The following is a 26,935-nucleotide window of genomic DNA, read 5'->3' as shown; positions in this document are numbered from 1 at the left end:
TGCAATACAGTTCGGTTTAGCCTAAAAGCTAGGCAGTGCTGTGCAATGCGCGGCAGGGAGTGCTGGCGGTATGGTGCGGAGCGGAGCGCATGGTCTGCTGTAAGCAATATGAGGATTTAGTATGAGATTGTTGGTGATGGTGCTTGCGCTGAGTGGCTTAATTATGGTGGGCTGCTCAGGGCCTAAGCAAAAGCCTGAGGATATAGCGCTTGCCTTCAATGAAGCGGTGTTTGCCGGTGATGTCCAAAAAATCATGAGCATCATGTATACCGATGAGGACTATGTTGCAATCCATGGTAAAAAGAAGGCAAACAGCAGTAATGATGCAAATAGTACTGAGAATGAGTCAGGAGCATTATCAGAGGGCAAGCTTACTATCGCACTCAAGCCAGTGGCGGTGCATGCTGCATTGCATGATGGTTATAAGTCGGCAAAAGTCTTAGCTGTAGATGGGGATTGTTATAGCCACAAAGATGAGTGCAGCGTTAAGCTTGTAATAAGCTTTGTTAATGGCACCGTGCACGAAAACGACATTAACCTTATTAACGTAAATGGCAACCTCAAGGTCAAAATGTAGTGCGCTTAGAGTTGATAGTGCGGCGGCATCTTTAGAAAGTGCATTGCAGCACAAGCGGCAATGGCCATTCTGTGAATTTATCTCAAAAAGGCTTAAGCTACTAAAAAGTGTCTAAGATCTATATTGTCGTATATAATCTTGACGACGCAAGGTAAGTGCAATCTCATGAGGACTTGTGTTAGTTAAGTTATAGTCAGTTTTGATTACTGCTCAATAGCAGTATCTCTTATGTGTGTATAGGAATAGTAATGCGCAAGTTCAAGGGCCTCGTTAGTGCCGTAGTATTGGGTGCTTCTGCTTTAGTCATGACTGCTTGTGGCGGTCCAAAGCCAGAAGATGCAGCTTTAGCCTTCTCAAAGGCAACTTTTGAAAATGATATCGATAAGGTCATGACCTTAGTTGATACCAAGGGTTTAAGCGAGGACGAGTTAAAGCTTGCTAAGGGTAAGCTTACTGTTGCTCTCACTCCTGTTCAGACCAAGGCTAAGATGAGCGATGGTTACAAGGGCACTAAGGCTCTAAGCGTTGATGGCAACTGCGCTAATGACGGCGATGCTTGCTCCGTTAAGGTTGAGCACACCTTTGGCGATGGTTCTACCGATACCGGTGTGGTTTCCTTAGTTAACCGAGAAGGCGTCCTTAAGGTTTCCCTCAAGTAGTACTTATTAGTCACTACTTTTAAAAGCGGCCCACTGCATTAGCCTAGTGCTATTTGCTTGGGCCGTTTTTTATTCTGCCTACCAATATTCACCTCCATGCGCATAGGCATGCCCAAAAGTCATGCTTCTACAGCCACCTGTTCGATCTTAATGCGCTTGATGCAGGCAACAAAGCTAAGCAAAGCTAAGCTAAGCTTAAAGATCGCCATCCGCTAAGCTCAGCCCAACTTTGTCATCCAATCCCATCCATTTTCAAACGGGCTTAGCTAAGCTTATCTCTTACTGGTTGCAAGTGGCAATCTTGTTATCTGCTAATGAGGATGAAGAGTTGAATTGCTGCTTATGGCTCTGGGTGTAAAAGCATGTTTTGACAGTGGAGTTTACCATTTGCTATTCGTGATTTAGGCGAGGCAATGGCTACTTTTTGATGGATTATTGAGCCTTTTTAAGGGGTATAGGGCACTTTAATGCAGGGTTTGGGTATCTTTGTTCCCTGATGGGCTGTGTTACAATTTAGTGCACTATGGCTGTAGATGGTGCAAATGGGATGTAAAACTCAGTTTTGGCAATTGTAATGCATGATAATGCGTACTAGCTGTCCTTTTGACATGCATGTTTTTGACAATTACTCGGCACTTTATGTTGATAGATTAGCTCGTTTTGAGTTTATGAGTGCCGCACATGAGGTATTACCTATGCCAAAACTTAAGACTTGGTTAGCTGCAGGTGTTTTAGGCTCTGCTGCATTACTTTTATCCGCTTGCGGTGGTTCTGAAAAGCCTGAGGACGTAGCAGTGCAGTTCTCTAAGTATGTCTATGAGGGCAAGTCAGACAAGATGTTAGAGTTAATCGACACCGGTAAGCTTAGCTCTGACGAGAAGGCTGTACTGGATGGCAAGCTTAAGATCGCTATGGAGAGCGTCAAGGGCGAAGTTGAGAAGAACGGCGGCTGCAAGGAAGTTGTAAGCACTGGCGTTACTGGTGAGTGTAAGGATGAAGGCGGCGTTTGTACCGTTAAGCTCAAGACCACCTTTGGCAATGGCGAGACCGAAGATGGCGAGGTTAAGGTAGTTAACGTAGGCGGCAAGTACAAGGTATCTTTCTAGTAGATAGCCTCTAGTATTTGTTGCGCTTATAAGACACAGCTACAGTAGCTATAATTTAGCGCAATTGATTAAGAGCAAGTTTTAGCTTGCTCTTTTTTATGAGCAAGATTTATAGCCTCAAGAAAAGCTAGTGGCTCTTTTAGCTCTGCTAAGACGTGCCTTAATTGCAGCACTGTTGAAATTGAATAAGAGTTGGGCTTAAAGGGGCTTTGAGGCGCGAGTAAAAGGGACTTTTATTGTCCTCTTCATACATATTGAGTTTGATGATAATCATTCTCAAAGTTGTATGTAGGCGCTAGATCCTGATTTAATCGGATTTTGCTGCGTCTGTATCTAGATTTTAGTGCAAAGCGTCGCGCAACTTTACAGCAAACGCCGTATATATCTTGATCTGTGGAAGTTGCATAGATACAATACGCGACACTCAAACAACATATAAGTGTATTTTAGTTACAGCTTAACAACAAAAATAACATAAGGTCTTATCATGCTCTGCTATAGCATTAAGATTGCTCGCATTTTCCTGTTATTAGCATTATGCGCAATATTAACTGCATGCTCATCTGATCGATCCTCACCAGAATCGATTGCTAAAGCATATGTAACAGCAGTATATAGTGGTAATGGTGAAGCAGCTTTAGCTTGCTACAATGTTGCTGCCCATAATCAAAGACAAATCGACTTCTTAGCTGAAAACCTCGTACGTGAGGCCTCAAGCTCCGTCAAGTTAGTGGAAAACTGTGGCGGTTTAAGCGATGTCGAGATTTTAGGCGTGCATCAGTTAGGTCCATCCCCAGACAATTTAAGAGTGCAGATTAAGAGTACTTTTGAAGATGGTACTGAGGTGATCTCCTTTGCCCGTGTTCATCGCTATCAAGATGAGTATTTCATCAGCATGTAGGCACATTAAGTTATAGCTTAAGCAATCTTCGATGCCTAAAGCCATAGCAAAGGCATTTAACAAAAGCGCTTTAACAGCCTAAGGCCTAGTATCCTAATGATAAAGTGTTGGGATCTGGGCCTTTTATGTTTATGAAATAGGCATTGCCAATGTCCATGCCTAGCTTTGCCTCTCCTTGCTAAAGCATAGGCAAAGCCGTGCACCCCAAGCCACTTAGCTCAGATAGCAAACCAGCGCAACTTAGCTCATCCTTGCAGTCCAGCTCAGCCATGCAGTCGAGTCCAGCTCAGATCGCAAGCGATCCTCTCAGGTCAGCCTTGAAGTTCAATCAAGCTCAGCCTTGAAGCCCAGCTCAGGTCAGTATTGAAGTTATTGAAGTTCAATCAAGCTCAACACCGTACTTTACATCACACATGGTGCTGCCATCACTGTAGTTAACTGCCTGATGCTGTGCTCACAATATGCTGACGACGTGACGAAGCTTAGCTGTAAATTGCTCCATAGTATAAGGAGTCAGCTAGGCCTCTTAGGAAGATAAGATAAAGCCAAGGATAGTAACTAAAGAGCGTAAACCATCAAACATGCCTTTAGTAATTGCCTTGAATGGCTTAGGTATTTTGTAGCTCTTCTTTGCTGCGCTCTAAAGCTTCTAAAACATCATCTTCATGGTCTATGCAGATAGGCTGAAAATCTTTAGTTTTAGGAATTTGTTGATAGACTGGAGTTTTAGTAAAAGCCTTTAGGACTTGATAGTTAAAATCCATCATGCACTCAATTTGACTATCTAGATCATCGCCAAACATCAGCTGTAGCTCTTGCTCAGAAAATACCTCATACGAAGCAACATCTTGGTATTCCCAATCGCCTGTATTAAAGCGCAAGTCTAAAATATCTTCAGGTGTCTGATACATATCAGCATACTTACCCTGAAGATAGTGCTCTAAGCTCTTTTGAAACTCATCTTCGGTGTTAAAGCACAGCATCACAGTGCCATATTCACTATTGCAATCTAAGCCTACGCTATAGAAGGTTAGCTCAGGATTTTCTTCTAAAAAGTCTTTTGTATCATCACTAAGCTTGTTAAGCAGCCATTGCAGTTTACGTTGAAGTAGTTCATCTTTCATATTAAGTACCTTAGTTGAGTATGATGCTGCAGCTACTTAACCGCTAATGCATTAGATAAGTTCCATTACTGATGCAGTATGTGCCAGCAAATGAGTCTTAATGGCGATGCTTTGCCCGCGAGGCTATCTATAAAAGCTTATTGCTGCTGCATGTGCCAAGCTGTGATTATAGAGCTTTAAAGCGGCCGTATCGGCCTTATTGGCTATACAGCTTAATTGCTGCGGTATTGGCCTTGGTGTAGCTGCATTGCTTGGCTGCGCTATATTCAGGGCTATAGCTTTGTTTTGGGCAGCTACTGTAGCAGGATCTTAAGCTTGTCTGTGTTCACAACGAGCAGCACTTGCTTAGTTTGCTTTGTCCTCGCTGCTCTGAGTCATAGCTGCAGCTGCATCGGTACTTGCCTCATCAGATGCATTGGCTGTTGCCTCGGTTGTATCGGCTGCGGCCTGCTCATCTGTTGCCTCGGTTTTATCAGCAGCAGCCTGCTCATCTGAGGATGCAGCTTGTTCATTTGCAGCTACTACTTGCTCGCTGGTATCTGCACCTGTTGTTGTGTCTTGAGGTGCTTGTTTGTCGTTTAAGCCAGACATGGCAAGTAAGGCTACAATCATTACGACAAATCCAATGGTAGCAGCCAACTTACGCTGAGCTTCAGTGAGGTTTTTAAAGAAAAACATGGTGCAATCCTTTAGCTGAGTTGCAGATATTTTGAGCTACGCACTCATACTAAAAAACTATCGATAGTGCGTAGCTAGAAATCGTATCTCTACATCAAACGGCTATGTATAACTGATAAGCAGGGATTATATAGCCTCATATATAGCTATAGCTTAGGACGCACCATAGCACGCTATATAGCAGCATAGCGTGACTTGCAAACGCCAAGGCAAGGTAGCGGCATTAGCATGCGCAAGGCTGTAGTAGCGACCTTAGTTAGAGAAGCTTGACTAAGTAGCTATTGTCGTGTTTTACCAGAGTTGTTACGCTCTCAAGCTCAGTGCCATCCCCAAAACTCAACTGCATGCTTACAATATGCTCATCACCCTCATCGCTTACTGAGATAGTTTGGGCTCCTTTGTAGCCACCAAGAGTATTAGCGCCAATGCGAGCCTTTTGGGAAATACTTTTGATTTGAGCTACGAGGTCATCTTCATAAGCTGCGGCATCTTTAGGCTTATACATCAGCTTTACTGCATGGTTGACATTGCCAGAGTAGATAGAGTCGAGGAAGTTTTTGGCAACCTTATCAGGCTTAGATTGTTCAGAGCAGGCGCTGCTTATTAGAGTTGCGCTAAGCGCAAGTGCAATCAGCGTAAGCTTAGATGCCATGTAAAACTCCTTAACTACATGAGGCAAGAAATGGTGCAATGTATAGACAGGCTCGATACAAGTATGAACGCAGCTATCACATAGAAAATAGTGATGTTTGTTTGGATTGCTGTTAATCATAACCTAAAAGCAGCACTTTGCTAAGAGCCCATACCACTTGCCAAGTACTAAATAAGGCCATATTCTCGCAGCCTTATCAGGCAAGTCGGCTAAACCGCATTCATCTTACCCACCACACAAAAGAGCAAGCGCATCCTCGACCTAAAAGCCACATAGCAGCTATACACAGAGCCCCAAGCGCTGATGCTACGCTGCAACAGGGGCGGACACCACGCTTCTAGACAGTTACAAACGCAAGGCATCTGAGGATGATGTAAAGCTAAGGCTCAGTCTCTCAAATAGGCTAAGCGGGCGCTTGATACTGCAGCAAGGTTGAGATAAGTTGGTGCCTTGCCAGAGCTTAGGTAGTGTCCAGTCTTTTGTGGAGCCGCTTTCAATTGCTCATAGCCACTACGAACGCCACTATGACATGCTGTCATCGCCATCTTGTCTTAGCTATGCATGGACAGAAAACTTAGGCTTGCAATTAAGCATCGTTGCTTACAATGCAAGATGCTGATTTATGGTAATACGCTAAGTAGCGTTGTTAAGGATGGTGCTACGGCCACAAGGCTACAGTTCTTAGCTCTTGAGCAACGCAAGAGGTAGCAGGGCAGCGCAGTTTGAGATGTAAGAGCAATTACAATATCTTACTTGTCTGCCAGTCTGAATGGCGAGGGTTTCTATATTGGCTTAAGGCAATAAAAAGCCCCGCGTGGGCGGGGCTTGAAATATATGCTAGAGAGTAAATTAGTTATTTGCCTTGAGCTTTCATAGCATCATGAACTTGCTTAGCACCAGAGCAGCCATTGGCAATACCGAGCTTACAAGCCTTTCCAAAGTAGGCATTTGCTAAGTTTAAGTTAATCTCGGTCTTGTAGTTAGGAATGTCCTTGCCGCCAGTTAAATAAAGCTGACCTAAGAAGGTACAAGCAAGACCATTGCCTACGTCGCAAGACTTATTAAGCATCTCTAAGGCAGTCTGGGCATTTTGCTCGATAGCAATGCCACTTAAGATATTGGTAGCAAAGAGAGTACAGGCATCGCCATTACCCATTTGGCAAGCAATATCTAAGAAGTAGTTGGAGTCTTTATCATTGCCAGCTAAATGCAGCTGCATGGCATTTTGCAGGCACACATCAGCATTACCTGCCAAGCAAGCTTGCTTGGTGTATTTAATAGCCTGTTCGCCTTGATTGAGCTGAGTGTGGTAATTAGCTAAATCTAAGCAAGCCTCTGGGGTATTTAAGTTACAAGCTATATCAAAGAACTTAAAGGCCTCAGACTTGTCAGCTTCAGTTGCATCTGCTTTTTGGCTAGCTTGAGTGTAGAGCATTTGACCTTGGTAGTAGCAGCCTAAGCCGATATTGCCATCGCCTTTCTTAACGTGCTCGCTCTTGGCCTGAGCATACTCGCAGCTTGAGGCAAATAAGGACAGGGCCATAGCATTATCCTTAGTCTCGCCCTTGCCATCACGATATAAAGTACCTAGCTGAGCACAAGCAAATGGATCACCAAGCTCACAGCCACGCTTTAAGATACGTGCGCCTAATTTGTAATCAATCTTAGGACTACGCTCGGAGATGTAGTAAGTACCGTAAACGCCTAATGCCTTTGACCAAATATCGCAGGCCTGTTGATTGCCGCTTGAGCAGGACTTTTCAAGATTAAAGCCAGCAAGCTTCATATTAACTTCGATATCCTGATTAGTATCGATAGCTAAAGTAGCGTAGTGAGCACCTAAGGTAGTACAGGCCTCAGTATCATGGCCAGATTCGCATTTATGGGTAAGGTCGCGAATCTGCTCTCGGGAAAGAATGTTTTGACCTGATGCTACATGGGAGTTAAAGGTGCTTGCCTTTGCCTCAGTTACAAGGTTCATAGAGCCTAAGATTAAAGCTGCAGCAACAGTGATAAAGGAGAGTTTAGCAAAGGGATGATTGCTAAGGTTTGAACTAGCTGCGGTTGAAGTGCAAGCAGAGTTTGAATAAGCGTTACTTGCACTGATGCTATCGAGCTGAGCGCTCTTATTTTTGATGAACATATCAATACCTCAACTAGTCACTTGTGTTTGTCGATTAACCCTAAATATACCATTAAGCGGCCAATAATCTTGATATGAACCGTAAAAAGCATAGTGTATGAATGCTGCGTCACAATTTTTAACATGATTTTTTGTCTGTAACTAGGAATATCGCAAAATAGCCGCTTTGCGGGGCATTTTCGTGAAACAAGGTTGCAAAAGTTTCACGACAAGTACCATCAATTAATTAAAACATAACACATAGTTAAGAACGTTACATTGAAATACGTAAAAATGTAAAACAATAATCATGCAATCACAGGCACAGTGTAACCACGGCAACAGATAAATAGACCAGCAACGCCACCAAAGCAGCCTAGCAAACAGCTAACCAGCTTTAGCCACGATCCCTTCTAACTAGCAGTGAAGAGAAGGTAAAAAATGACAAGACAAAAAGAAGAGGCACTTTGAAAGTAGGGCCATCCGCCCACCAGCTATAAGCTTGTCGCGCACGAATAAGCGCTTAAGAAAACAGTACAAGCCATATGAGCCGCATGGGGCTACGGCCTAGAGATGCTTTGGCGTGTAAGAGGCCAAGCAACAGGTGCACGTGCATGCAAAGATAGAAGAAAAGGGCAGTTACTAAAGGTTGAGAGTAGTACTGCGAGTAAAGAGCAAGGCATTAGCCAACAAGCTCATATCACCATGAGTACAAGTCAGACGCCTAAGATAATCGCTACACGTACTCTTGCCAGGGCATGAGAGCACTCTACTTTAGGCCGTGCATGAGCAAAAACAACTTTATGCCGTGCATTAGCAAAGGCGGCTGCCCAAAAACAACAAAGGCAGGATTTCTCCTGCCTTGTAGAGGCTTGCCAGCTACTCTGGCAAGCGCATGATGATTGATAACTGCTCTTATTAGAAGAGGTAGCGGCAGCTTGCGCTGAAGCCTAAGTTATCAGTGTTAGATGATGAGGTGTAGTTCAGGCCTGCAGACATACCTAAGTTACCGGTCTCACCATTAATACCTAAGGTTAAGCCATAGCTGAAGTTATCCATAACCTCGGTATCAGTATCGGTGGTCAGGTTAGCAACATTTGCCCACTTGAATGAACCCTTGTAAGAGTTGTCACCGAAGTTACCAGTTAAAGTGAAGTCAGCATATGGGGTAACGATCCAGTTGTCAGATGCGTATGCCTGAGCAATGGTTACACCAACAGGGACGGAGATTACGCTCATCTTATCAGAGGAGAATGAACCAGCATCAGTAATGCTGTAGTCATCAGCCTCGATCATGGAGTAACGCAGACCCATGTGTGGGGTAACTGCCATCTGATTGAAGTCGAAGGTGTACTGAGCATTAACGCCTAAGCTCATGTTAGTAGCAGTAGAGTCAGCCTTGATGGTCTCATCAGTGATGAAAGCCTTAACCTCGTTATCAATCTTGGTGTAGCTTACATCAGCAACTACAGCAAAACGGTCTACGTTGTAACCAGCGTATACAGATAAGCCATAGAAGTCGAAGTCGCTAGAGGCAGTAGATGCCTGACCCTTGCCTTTAGCATCACCAGAACCGATGTTAAAGAGCACACCAGCACGAATCTGAGGGGTGAACTCAAAGTCACCACCAAAGGCTACGCCTGTGGTATCAACATCAACACCGTAGCTTACGCCCTCAGAATCAAAGCCATCAGACTCAAACTGATTCATCATGGGAGCTACGAATGCGCTACCACCCATGTTGTTCTGAGCTGCAATGAAGTCAACTGGGGATGATCCAATTGCAAAGCGAGCAGCAACAGCGTTAGTAGTGACGTTGCCTGCAGCAATAGCTGAGTGAGCAACACCAGAGTAAGCGCCTAAACGGGTGATGGTATCAACATCGTGACCGTAGTTGAGGTTCTGAGTGATGTTCTCTAAGAAACGGTTGTTAACCTTGGTGTAAACCTTATCACCAATGTGCATGTAGTTCTTAATCTCAGCACCGGTTAAGACAGTATTGCCCTTCTTGTACTGACTTGTAGCCTCATCGAAGGTTACGCCTGCAACAAAATCACCGTGCAGCTTAGTACCGTTTGCAAGCTCCTTCTTAGCATAAGCAACGATGGTGTTGCGAGCAGGGTGAGATGCATCGTGGTAGCTCTTATCCAGAACGTCCTTGTTAACGTTCAGCTGGAAGCCATTAGCATTAGTTTCTTTACCCTTCTCCATGACGTACTCATAAACACCGCTTAAGGTGGTTGCCTTGAGGTCATTACCGTTGATGGTTACACCACCTGAAGCACCAGCACCGTTATCTGCGAATAACTTGATGCTATCCATAGAGCTGAAGTCGCCGGTTAACAGAACAGATGAGTTCTTCTCTGCGTATACAGATGCAGTGGCCTTATCAAACTTGATTGCTGCATTCTGAGAGCCGTTAGTATCGAAGCTGTTAACTGCAGCATCAGCTGAAACAGCTAAAGCAGCGCCTTCACCGATGTATGCAGCATTCTGGTTGATTGCGTTTTGGTACTCAGTGTTACCAGTACCAGCAGTCATGTCCTTGTTGTACTTCTCAAGGCCACGCTTAGGATCGATGATGAGCTTGCCGTTAGCATCTTCAACAGTTACGTTCTTAGCAACGTACATGATAGAGCCATAGCCTTCGGAGATTAAGCTAGCGGTTCTTGGATCTAAGTAGTCAGCAAAGAGCTCTTGTAACTTCTCTAAGGTCTTATCGCTCTTCTCATTCTCAACACCAACAGCTAATATGGAGTTTTGCAGCGCAATAGCCTTACCGTCGACAATACCTGCAGAGTCCTTAGTAGTGTCAAAGTTTGCTTCACCAAAGCCAGCCACAGAAACGATAGAAGCTGCACCGCCAAAATCTGGATCAGCGATTAAGTCACCGCCGTTGAGCTTTACGGTGTTAGCAACTAAGTAACCAGTGGAGCTGCCAATTGCGATATCAATACCGTTCTTCTTAGCAGTTCTGCTGTCTTGGCCAACGATCAGCTGAGTATTGTCATTACTAGTACCAGTCTTTTGGGTAAGCGTAATGTGCTTAGCATCTAAGGTTGCGCCCTGAGCAACGGTAACACTCTTCTTGTCTGCAACAGTCAGAGTATCAGTTACCTTGGTGGTACCGCCGTTGTTGATCATGCCATGACCGGTGAAGCTTAATTTTTCGATGGTGTTATTGCCACCGAGCTTAGCATCGTAGTCGCCCTCAGTAGTGTTTGCACCAGTCTTTGAGAAGGTAGCATTCTTAGCAGTGATGTCACCAGCGAAATTAGCTTCACCAGATACGGTTAAGTTCTTACCGTCCATCTTAAGGGCTACGCCCTTAGATGCTAAAGACTTAAGGTTTGTAACGGTAACATTGTCAGTAACTTCAAGCTCACTACCAATCTCAAGATCTTCGATATTTGAGATAGTGCCAGTTACCTTGGTCTTGCCAACGATCTGTACTGAGTTGTTTGTAGCACCAGTGCCACCGGTCTGGCCTGAGATTGCGCCAAGCTCAGTTACAGGAGCGTCACCCTTGCTGCTAATAACTAAGGTGGTCTTGTTATCCTTGTCGGTACCGTTGTTGAGGGTAATTGCACCAGCCTTACCACCACCACTAAGAGTTAAGTAGTTAGCTTCATTGATAGTAATCTTGCCGGCATTAGTGCCATTAGATACAAAGAAGCCGCTGTTGCCTGAGGCATTAGCTAAGATGGTGTTACCATCAACAGTCAGTGTGTCAGTACCATTCTTAAGAGCAATTGCACCAACAGAACCCTTGAATGAAGTGCCTTCAACGTCAGTTACGGTAGCCTTGGATAACTTGTCAGAAGTTACACTAGATACAGTGTCCTGGAAGTTCTTGTACTCAGTCCATGAAACCTTATCGCCACTGATAGTCAGGCCCTTGATGTCTGCATTACCAATGTTTAAGAAGCCGTCAATCTGGCCGTTCTGATAGTCTTTAAATAGCTGACCCTTTAAGGTTTCTAAGCCCTTAGCACTGATGGTGATGGTCTTCTCTTTATCAGTTGCTAAAACGCCTAAGTTTAAGTTAAAGGTGGCGTTCTTGCCCATCTTAAACTGATCAGCTTCGAAGCTGCTATCAAAGGTAACGGTATCGCCGTCTACCTTAGTAATGCCTTTCTTAACAGCGTGCTCACCAAGAGTAACTTCAGAGTTAGCTCCCATTTCAATGGTGCCAGTAGCTGAATTGCCAGCATTAATGAAGTCTACACCATCCTTACCGGTAATAGTTAAGGAGCCGTTAACCTTGATTGCACTTGCTGCACCACCGCTTACGGTCTCAAACTTTGCAGAAGAACCACGGTTAATAGTAAAGGTGTTTGCATTAGCAACGGTTAAGTCAGTGCCGTTGAAAGCTGCATTTGCAGTCTTGTCACCGCTTGTGTAACCAATAGTAAATGAGTCAGGTGCAGTGTTGGTTACATTTACCTTTTTACCATTCCACTCGCCAGACTGGACAGTAACGATACCATTATCAGCTACTTTGATATTGGTTGCGCTGCCACCCTTAGATGTAACTAACTCACCCTTCTCGTTAGTAGAAACAGCACCGAGTAAGAGAGTTGACTTTGTGCCAGCATCAGTAGCGGCTGAGCCACTTACTACTACAAAGTTACCAGAGTTCTCAGAATCTAAACCTGATGAGATCTTGTAAACACCGTCGCCTAATACAAAGTCTTTCGCAGTAGAGCCTTCCTTTGCGTTTACCTTTAAATTTGAGGCAACTAAAGTACCACTAACTGCATAGTGAGGATTAGTGCCGGCATTACCAGTGTAGTTAAGGGTAAGGCCGCTATTTGCTTCTAAAGTACCACCATTATCTGAGCCTGTCTTATCTGCAACAGAGATTGGATTAACATTTGTACCACCGAGCTCTAAAACTACGTCGTTGCTAAGTGCAAGAGTACCATCGTTTTCAGCCTTAAACTTAACTGCCTTTAATGCGGCAGAGGCTTTGCTGTCTAAAACTGCAGCGATATTTTCTTTGCTGATTACTAAGCGACCACCAGATTGAGCGCTAAAGGTGGTTTCGGCGGTAGTAGTAGCTGAGCCAGATAAAGTTGCCTTAGAAATATCTAAGACTGAGCCTTTCTTTTCTGCCTTAGCAGTAAAAGCATTAGCGCCAGTTACGATGATCTTAGTGTCTTTGTCAAAGGTTAAGTTTGATACTGCGCCTTCGTCTACTTTAGAGTTAGTAACTGTGATAGTGCCACTAGTTAAAGTCATCTCACCAGAGGTGTAGTTGAACTTACCTCCATCAACATTAAAGCCGTGAGCTGCATCGGTACCATTGATATTTACATTGCCTGATACCTTGCCTTCACCTGCAGCAACCTTATCACCACTTGCAGATACATTGCGAAGTGTTAAGGTCTCTTTCAGGTTAAAAGACTTGCCATTGAACTCAACGTTCTTAGCTTCTAAGTTGCCAACGCCAGTGGCGAAATCAAAGTTCTTATCTTTATCCTTTTCTTTATCACCAAAGGTAAGCTTGTCAGCCTTGACAGCTAAGGTGCCTGCATTCTGAACAGCATCAGTAATAACGATATTAGAACCGCCTAAAGCACCACCAGCCTTGTTAGCTTGGCTAATTGCACCATCTGTTACAGTACCTGCAAATGTAAGGTCTGTATTAAGCACAACCTCATCAGTGATATAGAGAGTACCTCCTGACTGAATTAGTAAAGAACCCTTATTGGTGCCTGTTAAGTAGCCCTTTAAAGTGTCCTTGCTAATCTTAAAGATAGCTTTTGATGGATCAGTTGAAGCAGCTAGGTTATCACCAACAGCAATATAGTCGTTGGTGCCAGAAGCTGCAGAAGACTTGAGTTCAACGTGCTTGTCGATGTTTACAACACCAGTCTTTACGTTTAATGTGCCACCAACATTAACCTTGCTGGTCTCTTTCTCAGCGCCAGTAATGGTCATCTGACCTGGCTTGCCAGTACCGATCTCAGCGAGATCTACGTTTAACTCACCATTAGCCTCAACAGTGATGTTTGAAGAAGTGAAGGTAGAGCTCTGTACCTTGTAGTTGGTCTTATCACCGAAGGTGAAAGTTGAACCCTTCTCAGCAACTAAAGATGAACCCTGAATGGTGTTGTCCTTAGTGCCCTTGGTCTCAACCTTACCATTGCCCTTAACAACGATTGATGATGAGGTGCCGCCTAATACATTGGTGCCAGTACCGCTTAAGGTAACTGTAGCACCATCACCAGACTCGCCATTACCAATAACAATGCTGTTAGCAGCTAAGTTAACAGTAGCATCAGCGTTGGTAGTATTTACGGTAACATTACCCTTCTTGATGTTAACTGAGCCTAAGTCAACATTTAACTTTGCGCCAGAAGCAGATGACTCTAAGGTTAAGCCATTCTTTGCATCAACCTCTAAAGCACCTTCACCAGTTAAGGATAAGGTCTTGCCTTGACCAGTAGCGGAGATCTTAGCGCCAGTAACCTTGTCGCCAACGAGAGAGAGCTTCTGCTTTTCGGAGAGAGTTAAAGGCTTGTCTTCGGCAGAGGTGATGTTTAATGAGGTGTATTCACCCTTTGCTGGATCGGTAGAGGTCTCGCCATTGATGACTAATGAGCCATTGGAGGAGCCTGCAAGTGCATTATCCCAGCCTGCTGCGTCTAAGGCATTGGCGGCGTTAGCCTGTGCGGCGGCGAGGAAAGAGGTTAAAGCAACGGCAGTGGTAATGCCTGAGACGTATGCGCTTTTGAATACAGCGCGATACTGGGCCATTAAAAACTTAATAGCGTTATTAGTCTGCTTCATTGGTTTTTAAATCCGCAAAAGTGAAGGGTGGAACAAACTTAAGTTTTGTCAACCAAGACCACCAAAAATCAGGGGCCTTATGGAAAGCACTTAGCCGTCTTGTGCAGCATTGGCCGCACTGACAATCCAAGATGGTAGTAACTATCTTGGTGGTGGAGCGCTTGGTTAGTAAAGATTGCTAGTTCTAAAAGACTGTGTACTCTTGTTTAAGAGTGGGGGAGCACTAGGCTCTTTTAAGAATGTAAGAGCATCAAGTGCAAAGAATTCTGTTAACAAGTAGTTAATAGTAACAACAGCTTGTTTGTATTTGACGCGTGTTAGAACGAGTTCTAAGGTTAAGTCTGTGAACTAGCTCGTAAAATACTGCAAATTATATCATCACTACATCACATTTTTTGCAAACTGCGTATATATACTTGTCTAACCTTATTTATGCTGGTGGCAAGAGATTATTTAGAGTTTGCCTAAGCCTTGAAAATACTTATTTTGAGTAAGGTTTGGCTAGTGAACATGTCGATTGAAAGTAGATAGCTTAATCCTTAGCCCTAGCCACTTATGATGACATAATCATGCAGTGATGGCCTCTTTTGCATTAAACGCTTAGATGCAGTGGGTATGAGCGGGCGATGTGGCATAGTACAGAAGATGGTCTTAGTAAGCTCGTACTTTGGCGGTGGTTACTCATTAAGGTTTAGGCTATATCTTTTGTATATTTTGCTTAAGTCTTCATCTCTATTTGGCTACAGAGCTCGAGCCTTGATAGACCTGCTTATGTCGAGGGGTAGAGTATAGAGAGTATCTCTTAGCTGTAGTGAAAGTCGGTGGCAAGGTATTGGCTTTTGCTGCTGCGGTGTGTCCGTGAGCTGATTTAGTGATGCTTTGTGCTTCTCTGCTTGAGTCGTTGGTGTGGGCTCTTCATTGTCAGGTAAAAATACACTAGCAAATGCCAGCCAAGTACTCATTTGAGTCTTTGGCACAGTACGTCCAAGCTTTTTTCTTACCTTGACCAAAAGTGCGATAGTACAGTCCTTTTGATAGCAAGCTAGTTAATACAAGGCTCTTACCTTGGTATCTAAAGATAGTACCTGGCAAATCTCTTTTTAAGCTATTGTATCGGCGCATAGACTTTGTCACTTCAAGCTGTGACACCATTCTTTGTGCTTTAGCCTTTCCATATTGTTTGGCTATTTTCTCGCGCCGCTGACTAAGAGAGTCTCCCTTTTGCTCAAAACGAGGGGGACGGTTCTTTGCAACGATATTCACTTATACTTATACAGGCTAAATTTTTACAAAATTAAGCCTAAGCCTAAGTCTAAGGAGCTCTGCTATGTACGAAGCCTTTTATAAAAAATATGAAAGTGAAGTTTTTACTGCCACTATTTTAGTTAAAGAAAATCTAGGTATTGGCCATATTGGCGGTTACGGTAACTTTAGTTGCAAAATACTTGCTATGGTCTTACCTGATGGCACTTTAATCGATAATGAGCTCACACTTAACTGGCCTGTAGCTTGGGAAAATGCTCCACGATCAGAAACCTTTGATCGCCTCAAAGCACTTCATACTTATGAAGTTGAAGTCTCCAAATACTTAATTGATCCTGACACAATGGATGAGAGCCGTCAGGAGTATTGCTCAAAACATTATTGTTTACACAAAGTACTTAAGTCCGATATTGAGCACAGCGCCTTACAGGCTATTAAAGAAGAGTTTTTACGTGAAGTTGCGATAAATGATCCTATGCTAGGCAAAATTGTTTTGGATAAGAATATGGGCAACTTTGTATCAGAGGTTGACTGGTGTGCAGGCCAAGACAACGCAAGTGAGGTGCAACTGTATTTAGATGTGGATGAAGACAATGTCGATGCTTGCACTCAATCTCTTAGCCATGCCCATACCATGTTCCAAGCACAAGAAAAGTTTGACCGCTTGATGCGCGAATATGCTGCCAAAAGCCTTCTCGAGGATGCTAATGCTTGGATAGCCGACGACGATGAGCAATCACAACTTTACCCCAACGGCCTAAGCCTTGAAGACTTCATGAAACGTATTAGACTAAGTGAGCTATCCATTGATTCTGATGGGTCAATTTGCGCCTATTATGATGATGACGACATGTTTTGGGGCCATGTCATTATTGTTGAAGGAACAATACCAAACTTAACATTTGAGCGTGCTTATATTGCAGGTTGATTTTAAGCAAACCACTCTCATAGATGAAGCAGCCTTTACCCCATACCATCAGCCATACGGCTCTTGCTCTGCCCCGCCATGGCCTATGCTAGGGCTTGTGCCATATCCACAGGGCCAAGGCCAAGGTCGGTCAGCGGGCGATGTGGCATAGTGCAAAAGATAGTCTTAGCTAGTTCGTACTTTGTCGGTGGTTGATCATTAAGGTTTGGGCAATATCTTTTGCATATTGTGCTTAAGTCTTCATCTCTATTTGGCTACAGGGCACGTGCCTTGATAAACCTGCTTATGTCGATGGGTAGAGTTTAGAGAGTTTGTCTTAGCAGCAGTGGAAGCCGGTGGCAAGGTATTGTTTTTGCGCGATGGCGTGTTCGTGAGCTGATTTAGTGGTGCTGCGCTTGACTGCTTTGGTCGTTGGTGCGGGAGTATTGTGGCTTTGTGACGGGCCGTGCTATACAAAGCTAAGCATTGGTGCTTTAATCGTGGGTGGTCAATTCTTTTAGTAAGATTTGAGCAAGAGCTTGGTTGTATAGCTGTACTGCAGCATTGAGTATTACGTCATGATTTGTCTTGTACTTAAGACCATGGTTCTTGTGTAAATTGAGGTGAGATTATGAGCGATTCATTCTTTGCTAAGCTGCGTGAGAGTGCCGATGAGCACGGCTATTTTGCAGTGCTGACTGTAGATTTTGAAGATGAAGGCCGCGATTACGATCGTCGTGATGAGTTTGTTGACAAGGGCTTTTGGGAATACCCTGGCAAGAATCATGTAATGGAGGATCGTGTCTGCAATCTCTTTGTTGGCGATGTAGTGCTGCTGAAGACTGCTATGAGTGTAGCCTCTGGTTTAGAAGCTTACGGTGTTACTAAACCGATACAGGCAATGTGTCTGCTTGCTGCAGGCAAGGTAGTAGAAAATGGCTTAGATGGTCATAATGTCCGTATTGAATGGCAACGCTTTGAAGAACCACTAAACTTCTTTGCTTTAGACACTAAAGAGCCAATTGAGCTTTTCAAGCTCGGTCAAAAGAGCGATAGCTTAGATGCTGAGCTGGCGCTGTTAGACTTTGCGTTAGTTGAGCCTAAGCAAGACTTAGAGGCATTTTTAGCAGATGAGCGTTGGGCTTCATTAAAAGATTAGCGCATTAGTCAAAGCTTAACTTGATGAAGTGCGATGCCCTTAGGTTACTTTGGGTTAACTCTAAGAGCTGTGCTTATATATCAGCATCTTATCTTTAGCAATACCAACACATCTGCTGCTGCACACTTGGATTTTCTATGAACTTAAGAACCTTAACCTGCCTTAGTGCTATAGCACTGCTTACCTCTTTATCTATGCCGTTTGCTCAGGCAGAGTCTGACAATGGCATTGCAGGCACACAGTCTACCTTGCTTGATAACCTCCCGCAAGATCGCGAGCTTAGTGAGTTTAAGGTAGTGATGAAGCTACAGCAGGGATCAGAGATTCGTCTTGAGCTCAATAACTCCAATGTCAGCCGTGATTTACTCAACCGTCTGCCATTACGTATCGATTTAGATACTAATGGAGCCGGTGGCTTAGTCTTTAGCCTTAATGATGGCCTATTACATGAAGGCGATCGCGAGCTTAATGAGGTAGGCCCTCAAGATGTGGTCTATGACCCTCAGCTTAAGCGTGTCACTTTTGCTTTGGTCGACAGCCCAGAGCTTGCAGGTTGCTACAAGATTGGTGAGATTTCTGAAAAGGCAGTTAAAACCTTATCCGACTATAAGCCAGCGGTAGCTTTCTTAGAGGCTCGCCATAAGTAGACACATGGGGCTAAGGCTGGATTTGCACGGAATATAGAGCTGAGCTGTGCGCTATAAAACCGTTGGTCATGGTTAGTGCAGATGACTTTGTAGAGCAGTTGAATTGGGCTGGATGTCGAGGGCTGATGACGCTGGTGAGCTTTTGGCCTGGATGCTGATGGGAAATGGCGCTGGAGAGCTATTGGCCTGGATGTTGAGTTCTGATTGCGCTGGTTAGCTGTTGGGCAGGGTGATGAGGTGAGATGCGCTAGAGGGCCAATAGGCTTACTCTAGCGCATTGAGTGTGGGGTGAGTTTAAATTAGTCTTCTACAGACTGAGGCTCTTCTTTGATCTGGATGAGGATGTTGGATACGATAGCTGCAACACCACCAGTGGTAATACCAGAGCTAAAGATGTTCTTAATCATTTCAGGGAACTGCTTTAACACATCTGGTACGAGCTCTACAGACAGACCGAATGAGAAAGAGATGGCCATAACTAAGATGGCTTTACGGTTGATGTGCTGAGAGGCAATGATACGAATACCAGAAGCAGCAACGGTGCCGAACATGAGTAAGGTAGCGCCGCCTAAAACTGGATCTGGGATTAAAGAGAAGATGTAGCCAACTACAGGGAAAATGCCCAGGATGATTAAGAAGCCGGCAATGTAGTAACCAACGAAGCGGCTAGCTACACCAGTAAGCTGAATCATGCCATTGTTCTGAGCAAAGATAGAGTTAGGGAATGAGTTTAAGATACCGGCAACCATGGAGTTGAAGCCGTCAGCTAAGATACCACCAGAGGCACGCTTGATAAATGCTGGGCCTTCTACTGGCTCACCTGAGATGAGGGAGTTGGCAGTAACGTCACCATAAGCTTCGATAGCGGTAATTAAGTACACAATGCCTAAAGCAATAATGGCAGAGATATCAAAGTCGATACCATACTTAAATGGCATTGGAACATTGAAACCACCATAGCTTTGTACTTGTGAAAAATCGACACGACCCATAGAAAAAGCTACTGCATAGCCAATAGCCAGGCCGATAACGATGGAGCTCATACGTAAGTAGCGATTAGAGCTACGATTGAAAATGAGGATGGAGATTAATACTAAAGCAGCTAAGCCTAAGTTTTCCATGCTGCCAAAGGTACCATTGCTCATAGCACCAAAACCACCACCACAAGCAGTGATACCAACCTTAATTAAGGATAAACCAATTAAGGTTACTACAATGCCTGAAACTAATGGGGTGATGATCTTACGAGTGAAGCGCAGCACACGGCTTACGGCCATTTCAACAAAGGAGCCAGCGATTACAGCACCAAAGATCATGGATAAACCACCAGTGGCACCTGCAGCAATGATTGGGGCGATGAAGGAAAAAGAGGTACCCTGAATACATAAAAGACCGCAGCCAATAGGACCAAGCTTACGGCACTGAATAAAGGTGGAGATACCTGAGGCAAATAAAGACATGGAGACTAAGAAAGAGGTAGTCTCAATATCAAAGTTTAAGGCACCTGCAATGATCAGAGGAGGAGTAACAATAGCTACGAAGATAGCTAATAAGTGCTGAAGTGCTGCAAAAAAGGCATCTTTAACTGGAGGCTTATCATTAAGACCGTAGATAAGCTCAGACTTCATCTCCTTTACAGTGCCATTAGGCTCATGATAGCTAATATCTACACCCTTAGCATTATCGCTAGTGGCCTGTACGGACTTGTTTTCTTGCTCTGACATGTGAACAGTTACCGTCAACAAAAAGTTTTAAAGAACAGCCTACTGTTACTCCCCTCCACTAAAAGAGTTCTACACATAATGAGTGTAGGTGTGATGGTTTTGGAGCCACAGAAAGCTAAAAGGATGAGCGGTATTGTACACGTAAAAAGTGATTTTGCGCGTCCAAAATCACACTTTTTGTTTTACCATCTTGCATAAAAATAATACTTGTATCTAGGCATAACGAGCTTGTATCCAAGAATCAGCTATTTTCCCGCGACTAGAGAAAAAGGCCATCGTATGGTGGCCTTAAAAACGATGTGCCCTCAACGCGATCTTCACAAGCTACCCAAGCCAATTACATAACCATGGCAACAGAGCACCTTTAGCCTTCAAGTAAGACATCTACACAAATAGCACTTGCAAATGCCCACTATGAGGCATGCTGTTCCACAGCCACAGCCACAGCCACAGCCACAGCCACAGCCACAGCCACAGCCACAGCCACAGCCACAGCCACAGCCACAGCCACAGCCACAGCCACAGCTGCAGCAATAGCTATAGCTGGCGCAACAGGGAGTGGGGCATAAAGACAAATACCCGAGCCTCGGCATGTGCAATTCACAAGTACAGCCATAAAAGGCCTAAGGCTACAGGCACTTGCAAATACTTATGCCCCAAAAAACAAAGGCCACCTGATGGTGGCCTTAAAGATGATGATCTAAATTGCTTAGAGCTTTTCGTCGTATGGATCATCAAAGTCGTCAATGAGCTCAGCTGCGAGGCTAGCAAGAGAGTTTGAACTCTTATGCATGATTTGCTCATATGAGGTTGGATCGATTTCGATATCGTCGATCTCTTCTTCATCCTCACTAAACTCATCTGCTAAAAGATCAGGGCTGACAAAAGACTCAGCTACAACATCTGCCACTGCAGCTTGTACGGCACGAGCAGCATCATCAGTTGCCTCGAGATTAGCTGCAGCTCCTGACTCAGAGACGAGTTTGTTTTCAACTACAGCACCCTCATCTTCGTTATCTACAAAGCGAGTTGGAGTTGCAAAAATCACGTCCTCAGAGATGAGTGGGTCATGTACTAAAGCAGATGGCTCTTGCTCAGCCTCGCTAGCATTGTGCTCGCTAGCCTCAGCAACACTCTCATCTTCATTATGAGTATTTGCCTCTTCAATAGCATGCTCAAAGGCCTCAACTGACCCCTCAGTTTCACTGCGCTCTTCAATTACTAAAGTGCCAGCTTCCTCAGTAGTCTTGCTCTTTGCAGCTTTAGCATTGTAGAAGTAGCCACCGTGCATCTCCTGACTTAAGGCATTGATGAGATTTTCGGTACTCTCATTAGCTGCAATATAACCAGAGCTTGCAATGGCCACTGCATCAGTAGCACTTAAGGCAGCGTCTTTATTTACATCTCTAGCCTTGTCAGCAATTGATGCCTTAGAGCTAATCTCAGATACATTTAATGGAGTATTGATAGAGCTCTTGCCTGAAATAATGGCAGAAAGCTCTTCAAGGCTCTGATGGGTGTACTCTGCAGTTACATTAACCTTAGCAGTGCCTACAGAAATCTTTGGAGCAGGTGCATCTTTATCATTGCGGACAGTCTTGTAAGAGATGCTAGTTGCAAGATCCTCTTCACGAATGTCCTGTACAGATGAACTTTCAGCGCTCTTGATCTCACTAGCAGCTGCACTTTCCTTAACCGCAGCTGATGAAGTAGAAGAAACTGAAGTCTCAACTGCAGCAGCGCCATTCTTCTTAGCCATGTGCTCAAGGCGTAGTTGAGCAATCTGCAGTCTAACCTTACGCTTAATGCGAGCAATTTGAGACTTGCTCAGTGGCTCACCAGCATTGCGCTCCTTAGCTGCAGCAAAAGCTTCATCAGATAAACGAGTACGTTCGCTAGCTAAGAAAGCCTCAATCTCTGGATCAAGACCTTCGCTCTCGCTTGACTCGCGCTCCTCTGACTCTTCTTCAGCAGCCTTGCGCTCAGTCTCAATACGAGCTGCTTCTTCGGCAGCCTTACGCTCGGCCTCAATACGAGCTGCTTCTTCAGCGGCCTTGCGCTCAGCCTCAATACGAGCGGCCTCTTCAGCAGCCTTACGCTCAGCCTCAATACGAGCGGCTTCTTCGGCTGCCTTACGCTCAGCTTCGATACGGGCGGCCTCTTCAGCAGCCTTACGCTCAGCTTCGATACGGGCGGCTTCTTCAGCAGCCTTGCGCTCAGCTTCTAGACGTGCAGCCTCTTCAGCAGCCTTACGCTCAGCTTCTAGACGTGCAGCCTCTTCAGCAGCCTTACGCTCAGCCTCAATACGTGCTGCTTCTTCGGCAGCCTTGCGCTCAGCTTCTAGACGTGCAGCCTCTTCAGCAGCCTTACGCTCAGCTTCTAGACGTGCAGCCTCTTCAGCAGCCTTACGCTCAGCTTCGATGCGTGCAGCTTCTTCGGCAGCCTTACGCTCAGCCTCAAGACGAGCTGCTTCTTCAGCAGCCTTGCGCTCAGCCTCGATGCGGGCGGCTTCTTCAGCAGCCTTACGCTCGGCCTCGATACGGGCAGCTTCTTCAGCAGCCTTACGCTCAGCTTCGAGACGGGCGGCCTCTTCGGCAGCCTTGCGCTCAGCTTCGATACGGGCGGCCTCTTCAGCAGCCTTACGCTCAGCCTCAATACGGGCAGCTTCTTCAGCAGCCTTACGCTCGGCCTCAATACGAGCTGCTTCTTCGGCTGCCTTACGTTCAGCCTCGAGACGGGCAGCTTCTTCAGCAGCCTTACGCTCAGCCTCAATACGAGCTGCTTCTTCAGCGGCCTTACGCTCTGCTTCGATACGGGCAGCTTCTTCGGCGGCCTTACGCTCAGCTTCGATGCGTGCAGCTTCTTCAGCAGCCTTACGCTCTGCTTCGAGACGGGCAGCTTCTTCAGCAGCTTTACGCTCTGCTTCAAGACGGGCTGCTTCTTCGGCAGCTTTACGCTCAGCTTCAAGACGGGCGGCTTCTTCGGCAGCCTTACGCTCGGCTTCGATACGGGCAGCTTCTTCAGCAGCCTTACGTTCTGCTTCGAGACGGGCGGCTTCTTCAGCAGCCTTGCGCTCTGCTTCAATACGGGCAGCTTCTTCAGCAGCCTTACGTTCTGCTTCGAGACGGGCGGCTTCTTCAGCAGCCTTGCGTTCTGCTTCGAGACGCTCGGCCTCGATGCGGGCTAACTCAATTTGTTCGGCGAGCTCTTGCTTGGCCTGATTGATCTTAGTAATGAGATCGGCTTGAGCCTTAGCTAGGCTGTTTAACTCACCAAAGAGCTCTTGAGCGGTGACATTGGCCTGAGCAATACGCTGACGCTTTTGTTCTGCTTCACGGGCTCTAATTTCATCACGCTCACGACGAGATAAGATCTTAAGCTCGTAAACATCATTAGAAGAGGTGCCATTAGCGGTAGTAAAGTCAGCAAATGGTGAGTTGCTTGGCTTAACGGTGCTAGCTTGGCTGCTACCACTTGCTAATGACTTATCCTCACTCTTAGTAGCAACATCACTTACGCTAGTATTCTGTGAGGCAGTGGTAATGATAACGTTGCCATGCTCTAAGACGCTCTCTTGCTCTTGTGTAGCAGGAGTTGAGGTCTGAGGCTCAGGTTGTTTAGCACTATCACTAGCAGTAGTTGCTTGGGCTGTTGCTTCTTTGTCTTGAGCTTGAGTGTCAGCTTTTGCTGAAGCTGTAGCTGCATCTTTAGCTGCAGCTGCATCAGTAGATGAAGTAGCGGCACTAGCACTTTGGGTAGAGTCACTTGAGTTAAGTTTCTCTTGTGAAGCAGGAGCTACACTGTCTTGCTGAGCAGCTTGCTCAGTAGATGTGTGTGCTGACTCGCTCTGGGCTGCAGCTGATACCTCTGCTTGAGCTTGAGCTTGCTTTTCTTTAGCCTCTTGCTCTTGAGCATGTTTATGGGTGATGTTGACGCCTTGATGAGGGTCTTGCTGCTTTTTAAGTGCCTCTAAGAACTCTTTTGGAGTACCAATAAAGGAACCAGCTGCTTTATTAGCGCCATTGTGCAGAGCCTTAAGCTCACGCTTGTCATATAAAATTGGCTCGCTAATACCTTCAGCTGGTTGCTGTTCATCGGCAAGTAAGTCTTTTTCGTCAATACGCTCTTTGGTAATAGCGACATAATCAGAGCTAGCAAAAGCATAGCGGGCTGATGGTTTATCAACTTTTACTGCCTGATGACTTACCGGCATATCAGGTACTTTTTGCGGTAAGTTATCTACACGAGTATTAACATCTGGCAAGCTTAAGTGCGACAGGGCTGAGAGTCCTTGTGCACGATTAGCTTGGGCTGCATCAATTTGAGCTTGGCGAGCACGTGCAGCCTTTTGCTGAGCTGCAGCCTTCATAAACTCAATACGGCTTTGCTCTAAATAAGCCTGAGCCTCGTCAACAGACACATTTTGTCCTGATGAGACGGTCATGGTGGTATTCACTTCCACCTCAGCTGCAGGGGACAGCGTGTTGAGGTTTTGTGAATAAATAGAGCGGCCTTGAATATTAGTAGCTACAGCAGGATCTTGAGGGCGCTGATTGTGGGGTTGGCCCATATGCTCACGAGTGGACGAGACTCGTGTAGATCTGCCAGAGCTGATTTCAACACAGGCAGTGGCATTTGCAGCAGTAAACTCACCACCAAAACGATCGATTGGGGTGGAGAAATCTCTAAAAGCAGTACCGCCACGCAGGCCTGGTTTGAAGTTGCCATTTGGATCAGCAACTGTATCTACCTGACCTTTATTGCCTGGCATTAATGGCATATCTGCTACGCCAATCATCTTGGAGGTAGCAGTAGTTGCCTCAGCTAAAGCACGTTGCTCTGAACGTGGCAGACCACCACCAGCAGTAGCAATTTCAAAGGCAGACATACGCGACAGATTGCTCTCGCTGCGCTGAGCTTGCTTACGTCTAAAGCTGTTTAAGTATTTAGCATCAGTTTGCTGCAGAAGCGCATGAGCCTCAGGGCTTACTACAGCTGAGTGAATTACACGCTGTGGCATATCCAGCTCACCAGGGTTTAACACCTCAGGGAACTTGGTATTACGTGCAGCAATAGAAGAGGCAGCACGTGCGGCAGCTGCTTGCTCACGCTCTGCGGCGGTGTGCTCATTAGATGGCTTGAAGAATGATCCAGCTAAGTTATGGGCTTTACCATGCTCAAGCTGCTGTTCGCCCTTGGCATACTCTAATTGCTGAGAGTAGAGCTCTTGATCATTGTCATGAGTGCCAAATGAAGCTTCAGAACGTGCGTAGTTCTCAGAGAGATGACCAACACTGTTGTTTGCCTCATGATTAAAGTTAGATACCTCACCCTGAGCAGCATCATACATAGCACTCTCATCGGCACCATGAGCAAAGCTCTGCTGATCGCCATTAACAGGGCGAGTGCGGCCATCATTAAACTGAGAGTGATCACCAATGTGTGCATCATCCTGAGTAGATGCAGCTAAGTCACTCATAGGCATATGGCTATGGGCTGCAACTTGTGATTGCTCAAACTCAGATGCACTTAAGCTGTGAAGCTTAGCTTGCTCATCGCTGTGAAGCTTGGCCTCTAAAGACGAGGAGGAGGCGTTTGATGAGGCTAAAACATTACTGCTACCTGACTGACCATAGGCTGCAGCATTTTGAGAGAAATAACCATAGGCAGCAGCATTATCAAAGCTACCGCTAGCAAAGTCATAGCCGCTATTGACGAGGTGATCCTCGTTGCGCATATAGGCATCATTGCGGCCCGTCTTTGGCATTTGAGGTGGGGTTGGGTTTATATCAGAGGTGGCAGAATGTAGATCATTATCCTTGCGCTCAGAGACTGACAAGTTCTCATTATTTTTGCGATTATTTGAGGCAAAGAAATAGTGCGGGGCTTCTAAAGCCGAGTCATTGTCATCAGAGAAGCCACGTAATAAATCATCCGAATGGTTTAAAGAAACAGAATCAAGCTCATCGCTTAAAAAGTCATCGCCAAAAGGATCACTAAGTTGGTCGTTTTGATTGATGCTATGCAATTGTTCAAGAGCTTGCTCAGCATTCTTACTCCGCTCAGAGGCGGCAAAAGAGCTATTAAGATCGTTAATAGCCACATCAGCGCGTAAGCTTAAATGCGTTAGCGTACCAAAGCTGTCATGTACTTCTGCAAGCACGGACCCGCGCTCAATGCCACTAGCACTCACAGTGGCAATAATGTCACGTGAGTTGGCACTCTTAAATGCACAAGTAGTTAGGTTATTCATGCCATCTTGTCCGATGGACTGCCCCTCTTTAAGGGCCGCTTTATAAATAACCGAGCCGTCGGCAAGTCTGTGCGCAACTACCGATCTAAACTTGTTAATGTCAGTCATGCTAATTAATTATGCTGTACGCGCATAGATAGCTAGTCTATGTCGACAGCCCCCTGATAAATACAAGATGCTCGCAAAAAACTAAAACCACACATAAAAGCAATCCTCATAAACCTGCCTCGTCCGCAAGTAACAAGTTAGTGCTTTAAGTCACCATAAAATATAGCAATGGTTGTACTGCCAAGCTAAGGTAGACCTAGGCTTAAGTTGCGTTACGCGCACCTCCCCACAATAACCATACCATTGTATATGACAAT

The 26,935-nt window shown here is 45.3% G+C and carries 15 protein-coding genes; 8 read left to right on the top strand and 7 right to left on the bottom strand.

Features of this window, described 5'->3' with window-relative positions; genetic code table 11:
- Positions 1–121: 121 nt before the first annotated feature.
- From H524_RS0112315 to H524_RS0112290, 4 genes are all read left to right on the top strand, one after another.
- On the top strand, positions 122–577 hold the full coding sequence (locus H524_RS0112315; RefSeq protein WP_156907619.1) for a hypothetical protein: 456 nt from the start codon (positions 122–124) through the stop codon (positions 575–577).
- A gap of 248 nt (positions 578–825) precedes the next feature.
- On the top strand, positions 826–1,236 hold the full coding sequence (locus H524_RS0112310; protein WP_027940399.1) for a nuclear transport factor 2 family protein: 411 nt from the start codon (positions 826–828) through the stop codon (positions 1,234–1,236).
- A 695-nt stretch (positions 1,237–1,931) separates the two neighbouring features.
- Positions 1,932–2,342: a nuclear transport factor 2 family protein gene (locus tag H524_RS0112295; RefSeq protein ID WP_169726164.1), complete on the top strand. Its 411-nt coding sequence runs from the start codon at positions 1,932–1,934 to the stop codon at positions 2,340–2,342.
- 487 nt (positions 2,343–2,829) lie between these two features.
- On the top strand, positions 2,830–3,243 hold the full coding sequence (locus H524_RS0112290; protein WP_027940397.1) for a DUF4878 domain-containing protein: 414 nt from the start codon (positions 2,830–2,832) through the stop codon (positions 3,241–3,243).
- Between the two features lie 608 nt (positions 3,244–3,851).
- Here the strand turns inward: H524_RS0112290 and H524_RS0112285 are convergent.
- From H524_RS0112285 to H524_RS0112255, 5 genes are all read right to left on the bottom strand, one after another.
- The gene (locus H524_RS0112285; protein ID WP_044122439.1) at positions 3,852–4,367 is read right to left on the bottom strand and encodes a DUF4303 domain-containing protein; all 516 of its coding nucleotides are present in this window, start codon (positions 4,365–4,367) and stop codon (positions 3,852–3,854) included.
- Positions 4,368–4,712: 345 nt separating this feature from the next.
- On the bottom strand, positions 4,713–5,045 hold the full coding sequence (locus H524_RS0112280; RefSeq protein WP_027940395.1) for a hypothetical protein: 333 nt from the start codon (positions 5,043–5,045) through the stop codon (positions 4,713–4,715).
- A 256-nt stretch (positions 5,046–5,301) separates the two neighbouring features.
- Entirely contained in the window at positions 5,302–5,697 is a 396-nt protein-coding gene (locus H524_RS0112275; protein WP_027940394.1) for a DUF4878 domain-containing protein, read from the bottom strand.
- An 853-nt stretch (positions 5,698–6,550) separates the two neighbouring features.
- The gene (locus H524_RS0112265) at positions 6,551–7,840 is read right to left on the bottom strand and encodes a tetratricopeptide repeat protein (RefSeq protein ID WP_027940393.1); all 1,290 of its coding nucleotides are present in this window, start codon (positions 7,838–7,840) and stop codon (positions 6,551–6,553) included.
- An 897-nt stretch (positions 7,841–8,737) separates the two neighbouring features.
- The gene (locus H524_RS0112255; protein ID WP_027940391.1) at positions 8,738–14,617 is read right to left on the bottom strand and encodes an autotransporter domain-containing protein; all 5,880 of its coding nucleotides are present in this window, start codon (positions 14,615–14,617) and stop codon (positions 8,738–8,740) included.
- Positions 14,618–15,944: 1,327 nt separating this feature from the next.
- On the opposite strand from H524_RS0112255, the gene H524_RS0112245 reads away from it, so the two are divergent.
- The 3 genes from H524_RS0112245 to H524_RS0112235 all read left to right on the top strand — a co-directional run bounded on the left by H524_RS0112245 (position 15,945) and on the right by H524_RS0112235 (position 18,593).
- The gene (locus H524_RS0112245; RefSeq protein ID WP_027940389.1) at positions 15,945–16,808 is read left to right on the top strand and encodes a DUF2262 domain-containing protein; all 864 of its coding nucleotides are present in this window, start codon (positions 15,945–15,947) and stop codon (positions 16,806–16,808) included.
- Positions 16,809–17,418: 610 nt separating this feature from the next.
- Positions 17,419–17,946 carry a hypothetical protein gene (locus H524_RS0112240; RefSeq protein ID WP_027940388.1) on the top strand — a complete coding sequence of 176 codons (528 nt, stop codon included), beginning with the start codon at positions 17,419–17,421 and terminating at the stop codon, positions 17,944–17,946.
- Between the two features lie 137 nt (positions 17,947–18,083).
- Positions 18,084–18,593: a cyclophilin-like fold protein gene (locus H524_RS0112235; protein WP_027940387.1), complete on the top strand. Its 510-nt coding sequence runs from the start codon at positions 18,084–18,086 to the stop codon at positions 18,591–18,593.
- Positions 18,594–18,892: 299 nt separating this feature from the next.
- On the opposite strand, the gene H524_RS0112225 is transcribed toward H524_RS0112235, so the two are convergent.
- Positions 18,893–20,221: a nucleobase:cation symporter-2 family protein gene (locus H524_RS0112225; protein ID WP_027940386.1), complete on the bottom strand. Its 1,329-nt coding sequence runs from the start codon at positions 20,219–20,221 to the stop codon at positions 18,893–18,895.
- A gap of 501 nt (positions 20,222–20,722) precedes the next feature.
- On the opposite strand from H524_RS0112225, the gene H524_RS17910 reads away from it, so the two are divergent.
- A complete protein-coding gene (locus tag H524_RS17910; RefSeq protein WP_281171321.1) occupies positions 20,723–20,854 on the top strand; it encodes a hypothetical protein in 132 nt (43 codons plus the stop codon).
- Between the two features lie 172 nt (positions 20,855–21,026).
- Here H524_RS17910 and H524_RS17675 read toward each other — a convergent pair whose 3' ends face one another.
- Positions 21,027–26,678, bottom strand: coding sequence for a hypothetical protein (locus H524_RS17675; RefSeq protein WP_052339097.1), 5,652 nt, complete (start codon positions 26,676–26,678; stop codon positions 21,027–21,029).
- Positions 26,679–26,935: the final 257 nt, after the last annotated feature.

Origin of the sequence: Anaerobiospirillum succiniciproducens DSM 6400, assembly GCF_000482845.1 — a bacterium.
In the GTDB taxonomy this organism is placed as follows: domain Bacteria; phylum Pseudomonadota; class Gammaproteobacteria; order Enterobacterales; family Succinivibrionaceae; genus Anaerobiospirillum; species Anaerobiospirillum succiniciproducens.
Note: the sequence above shows the minus strand (reverse complement) of the source record. Positions and strands in the feature narration are given on the sequence as shown.

Excerpts from the sequence above, each read along its gene's own strand:
- H524_RS0112315 (WP_156907619.1), top strand. The coding sequence starts at position 122 with ATGAGATTGTTGGTGATGGTGCTTGCGCTGAGTGGCTTAATTATGGTG.
- H524_RS0112310 (WP_027940399.1), top strand. The coding sequence starts at position 826 with ATGCGCAAGTTCAAGGGCCTCGTTAGTGCCGTAGTATTGGGTGCTTCT.
- H524_RS0112295 (WP_169726164.1), top strand. The coding sequence starts at position 1,932 with ATGCCAAAACTTAAGACTTGGTTAGCTGCAGGTGTTTTAGGCTCTGCT.
- H524_RS0112290 (WP_027940397.1), top strand. The coding sequence starts at position 2,830 with ATGCTCTGCTATAGCATTAAGATTGCTCGCATTTTCCTGTTATTAGCA.
- H524_RS0112285 (WP_044122439.1), bottom strand. The coding sequence starts at position 4,367 with ATGAAAGATGAACTACTTCAACGTAAACTGCAATGGCTGCTTAACAAG.
- H524_RS0112280 (WP_027940395.1), bottom strand. The coding sequence starts at position 5,045 with ATGTTTTTCTTTAAAAACCTCACTGAAGCTCAGCGTAAGTTGGCTGCT.
- H524_RS0112275 (WP_027940394.1), bottom strand. The coding sequence starts at position 5,697 with ATGGCATCTAAGCTTACGCTGATTGCACTTGCGCTTAGCGCAACTCTA.
- H524_RS0112265 (WP_027940393.1), bottom strand. The coding sequence starts at position 7,840 with ATGTTCATCAAAAATAAGAGCGCTCAGCTCGATAGCATCAGTGCAAGT.
- H524_RS0112255 (WP_027940391.1), bottom strand. The coding sequence starts at position 14,617 with ATGAAGCAGACTAATAACGCTATTAAGTTTTTAATGGCCCAGTATCGC.
- H524_RS0112245 (WP_027940389.1), top strand. The coding sequence starts at position 15,945 with ATGTACGAAGCCTTTTATAAAAAATATGAAAGTGAAGTTTTTACTGCC.
- H524_RS0112240 (WP_027940388.1), top strand. The coding sequence starts at position 17,419 with ATGAGCGATTCATTCTTTGCTAAGCTGCGTGAGAGTGCCGATGAGCAC.
- H524_RS0112235 (WP_027940387.1), top strand. The coding sequence starts at position 18,084 with ATGAACTTAAGAACCTTAACCTGCCTTAGTGCTATAGCACTGCTTACC.
- H524_RS0112225 (WP_027940386.1), bottom strand. The coding sequence starts at position 20,221 with ATGAAGTCTGAGCTTATCTACGGTCTTAATGATAAGCCTCCAGTTAAA.
- H524_RS17910 (WP_281171321.1), top strand. The coding sequence starts at position 20,723 with ATGCCCACTATGAGGCATGCTGTTCCACAGCCACAGCCACAGCCACAG.
- H524_RS17675 (WP_052339097.1), bottom strand. The coding sequence starts at position 26,678 with ATGACTGACATTAACAAGTTTAGATCGGTAGTTGCGCACAGACTTGCC.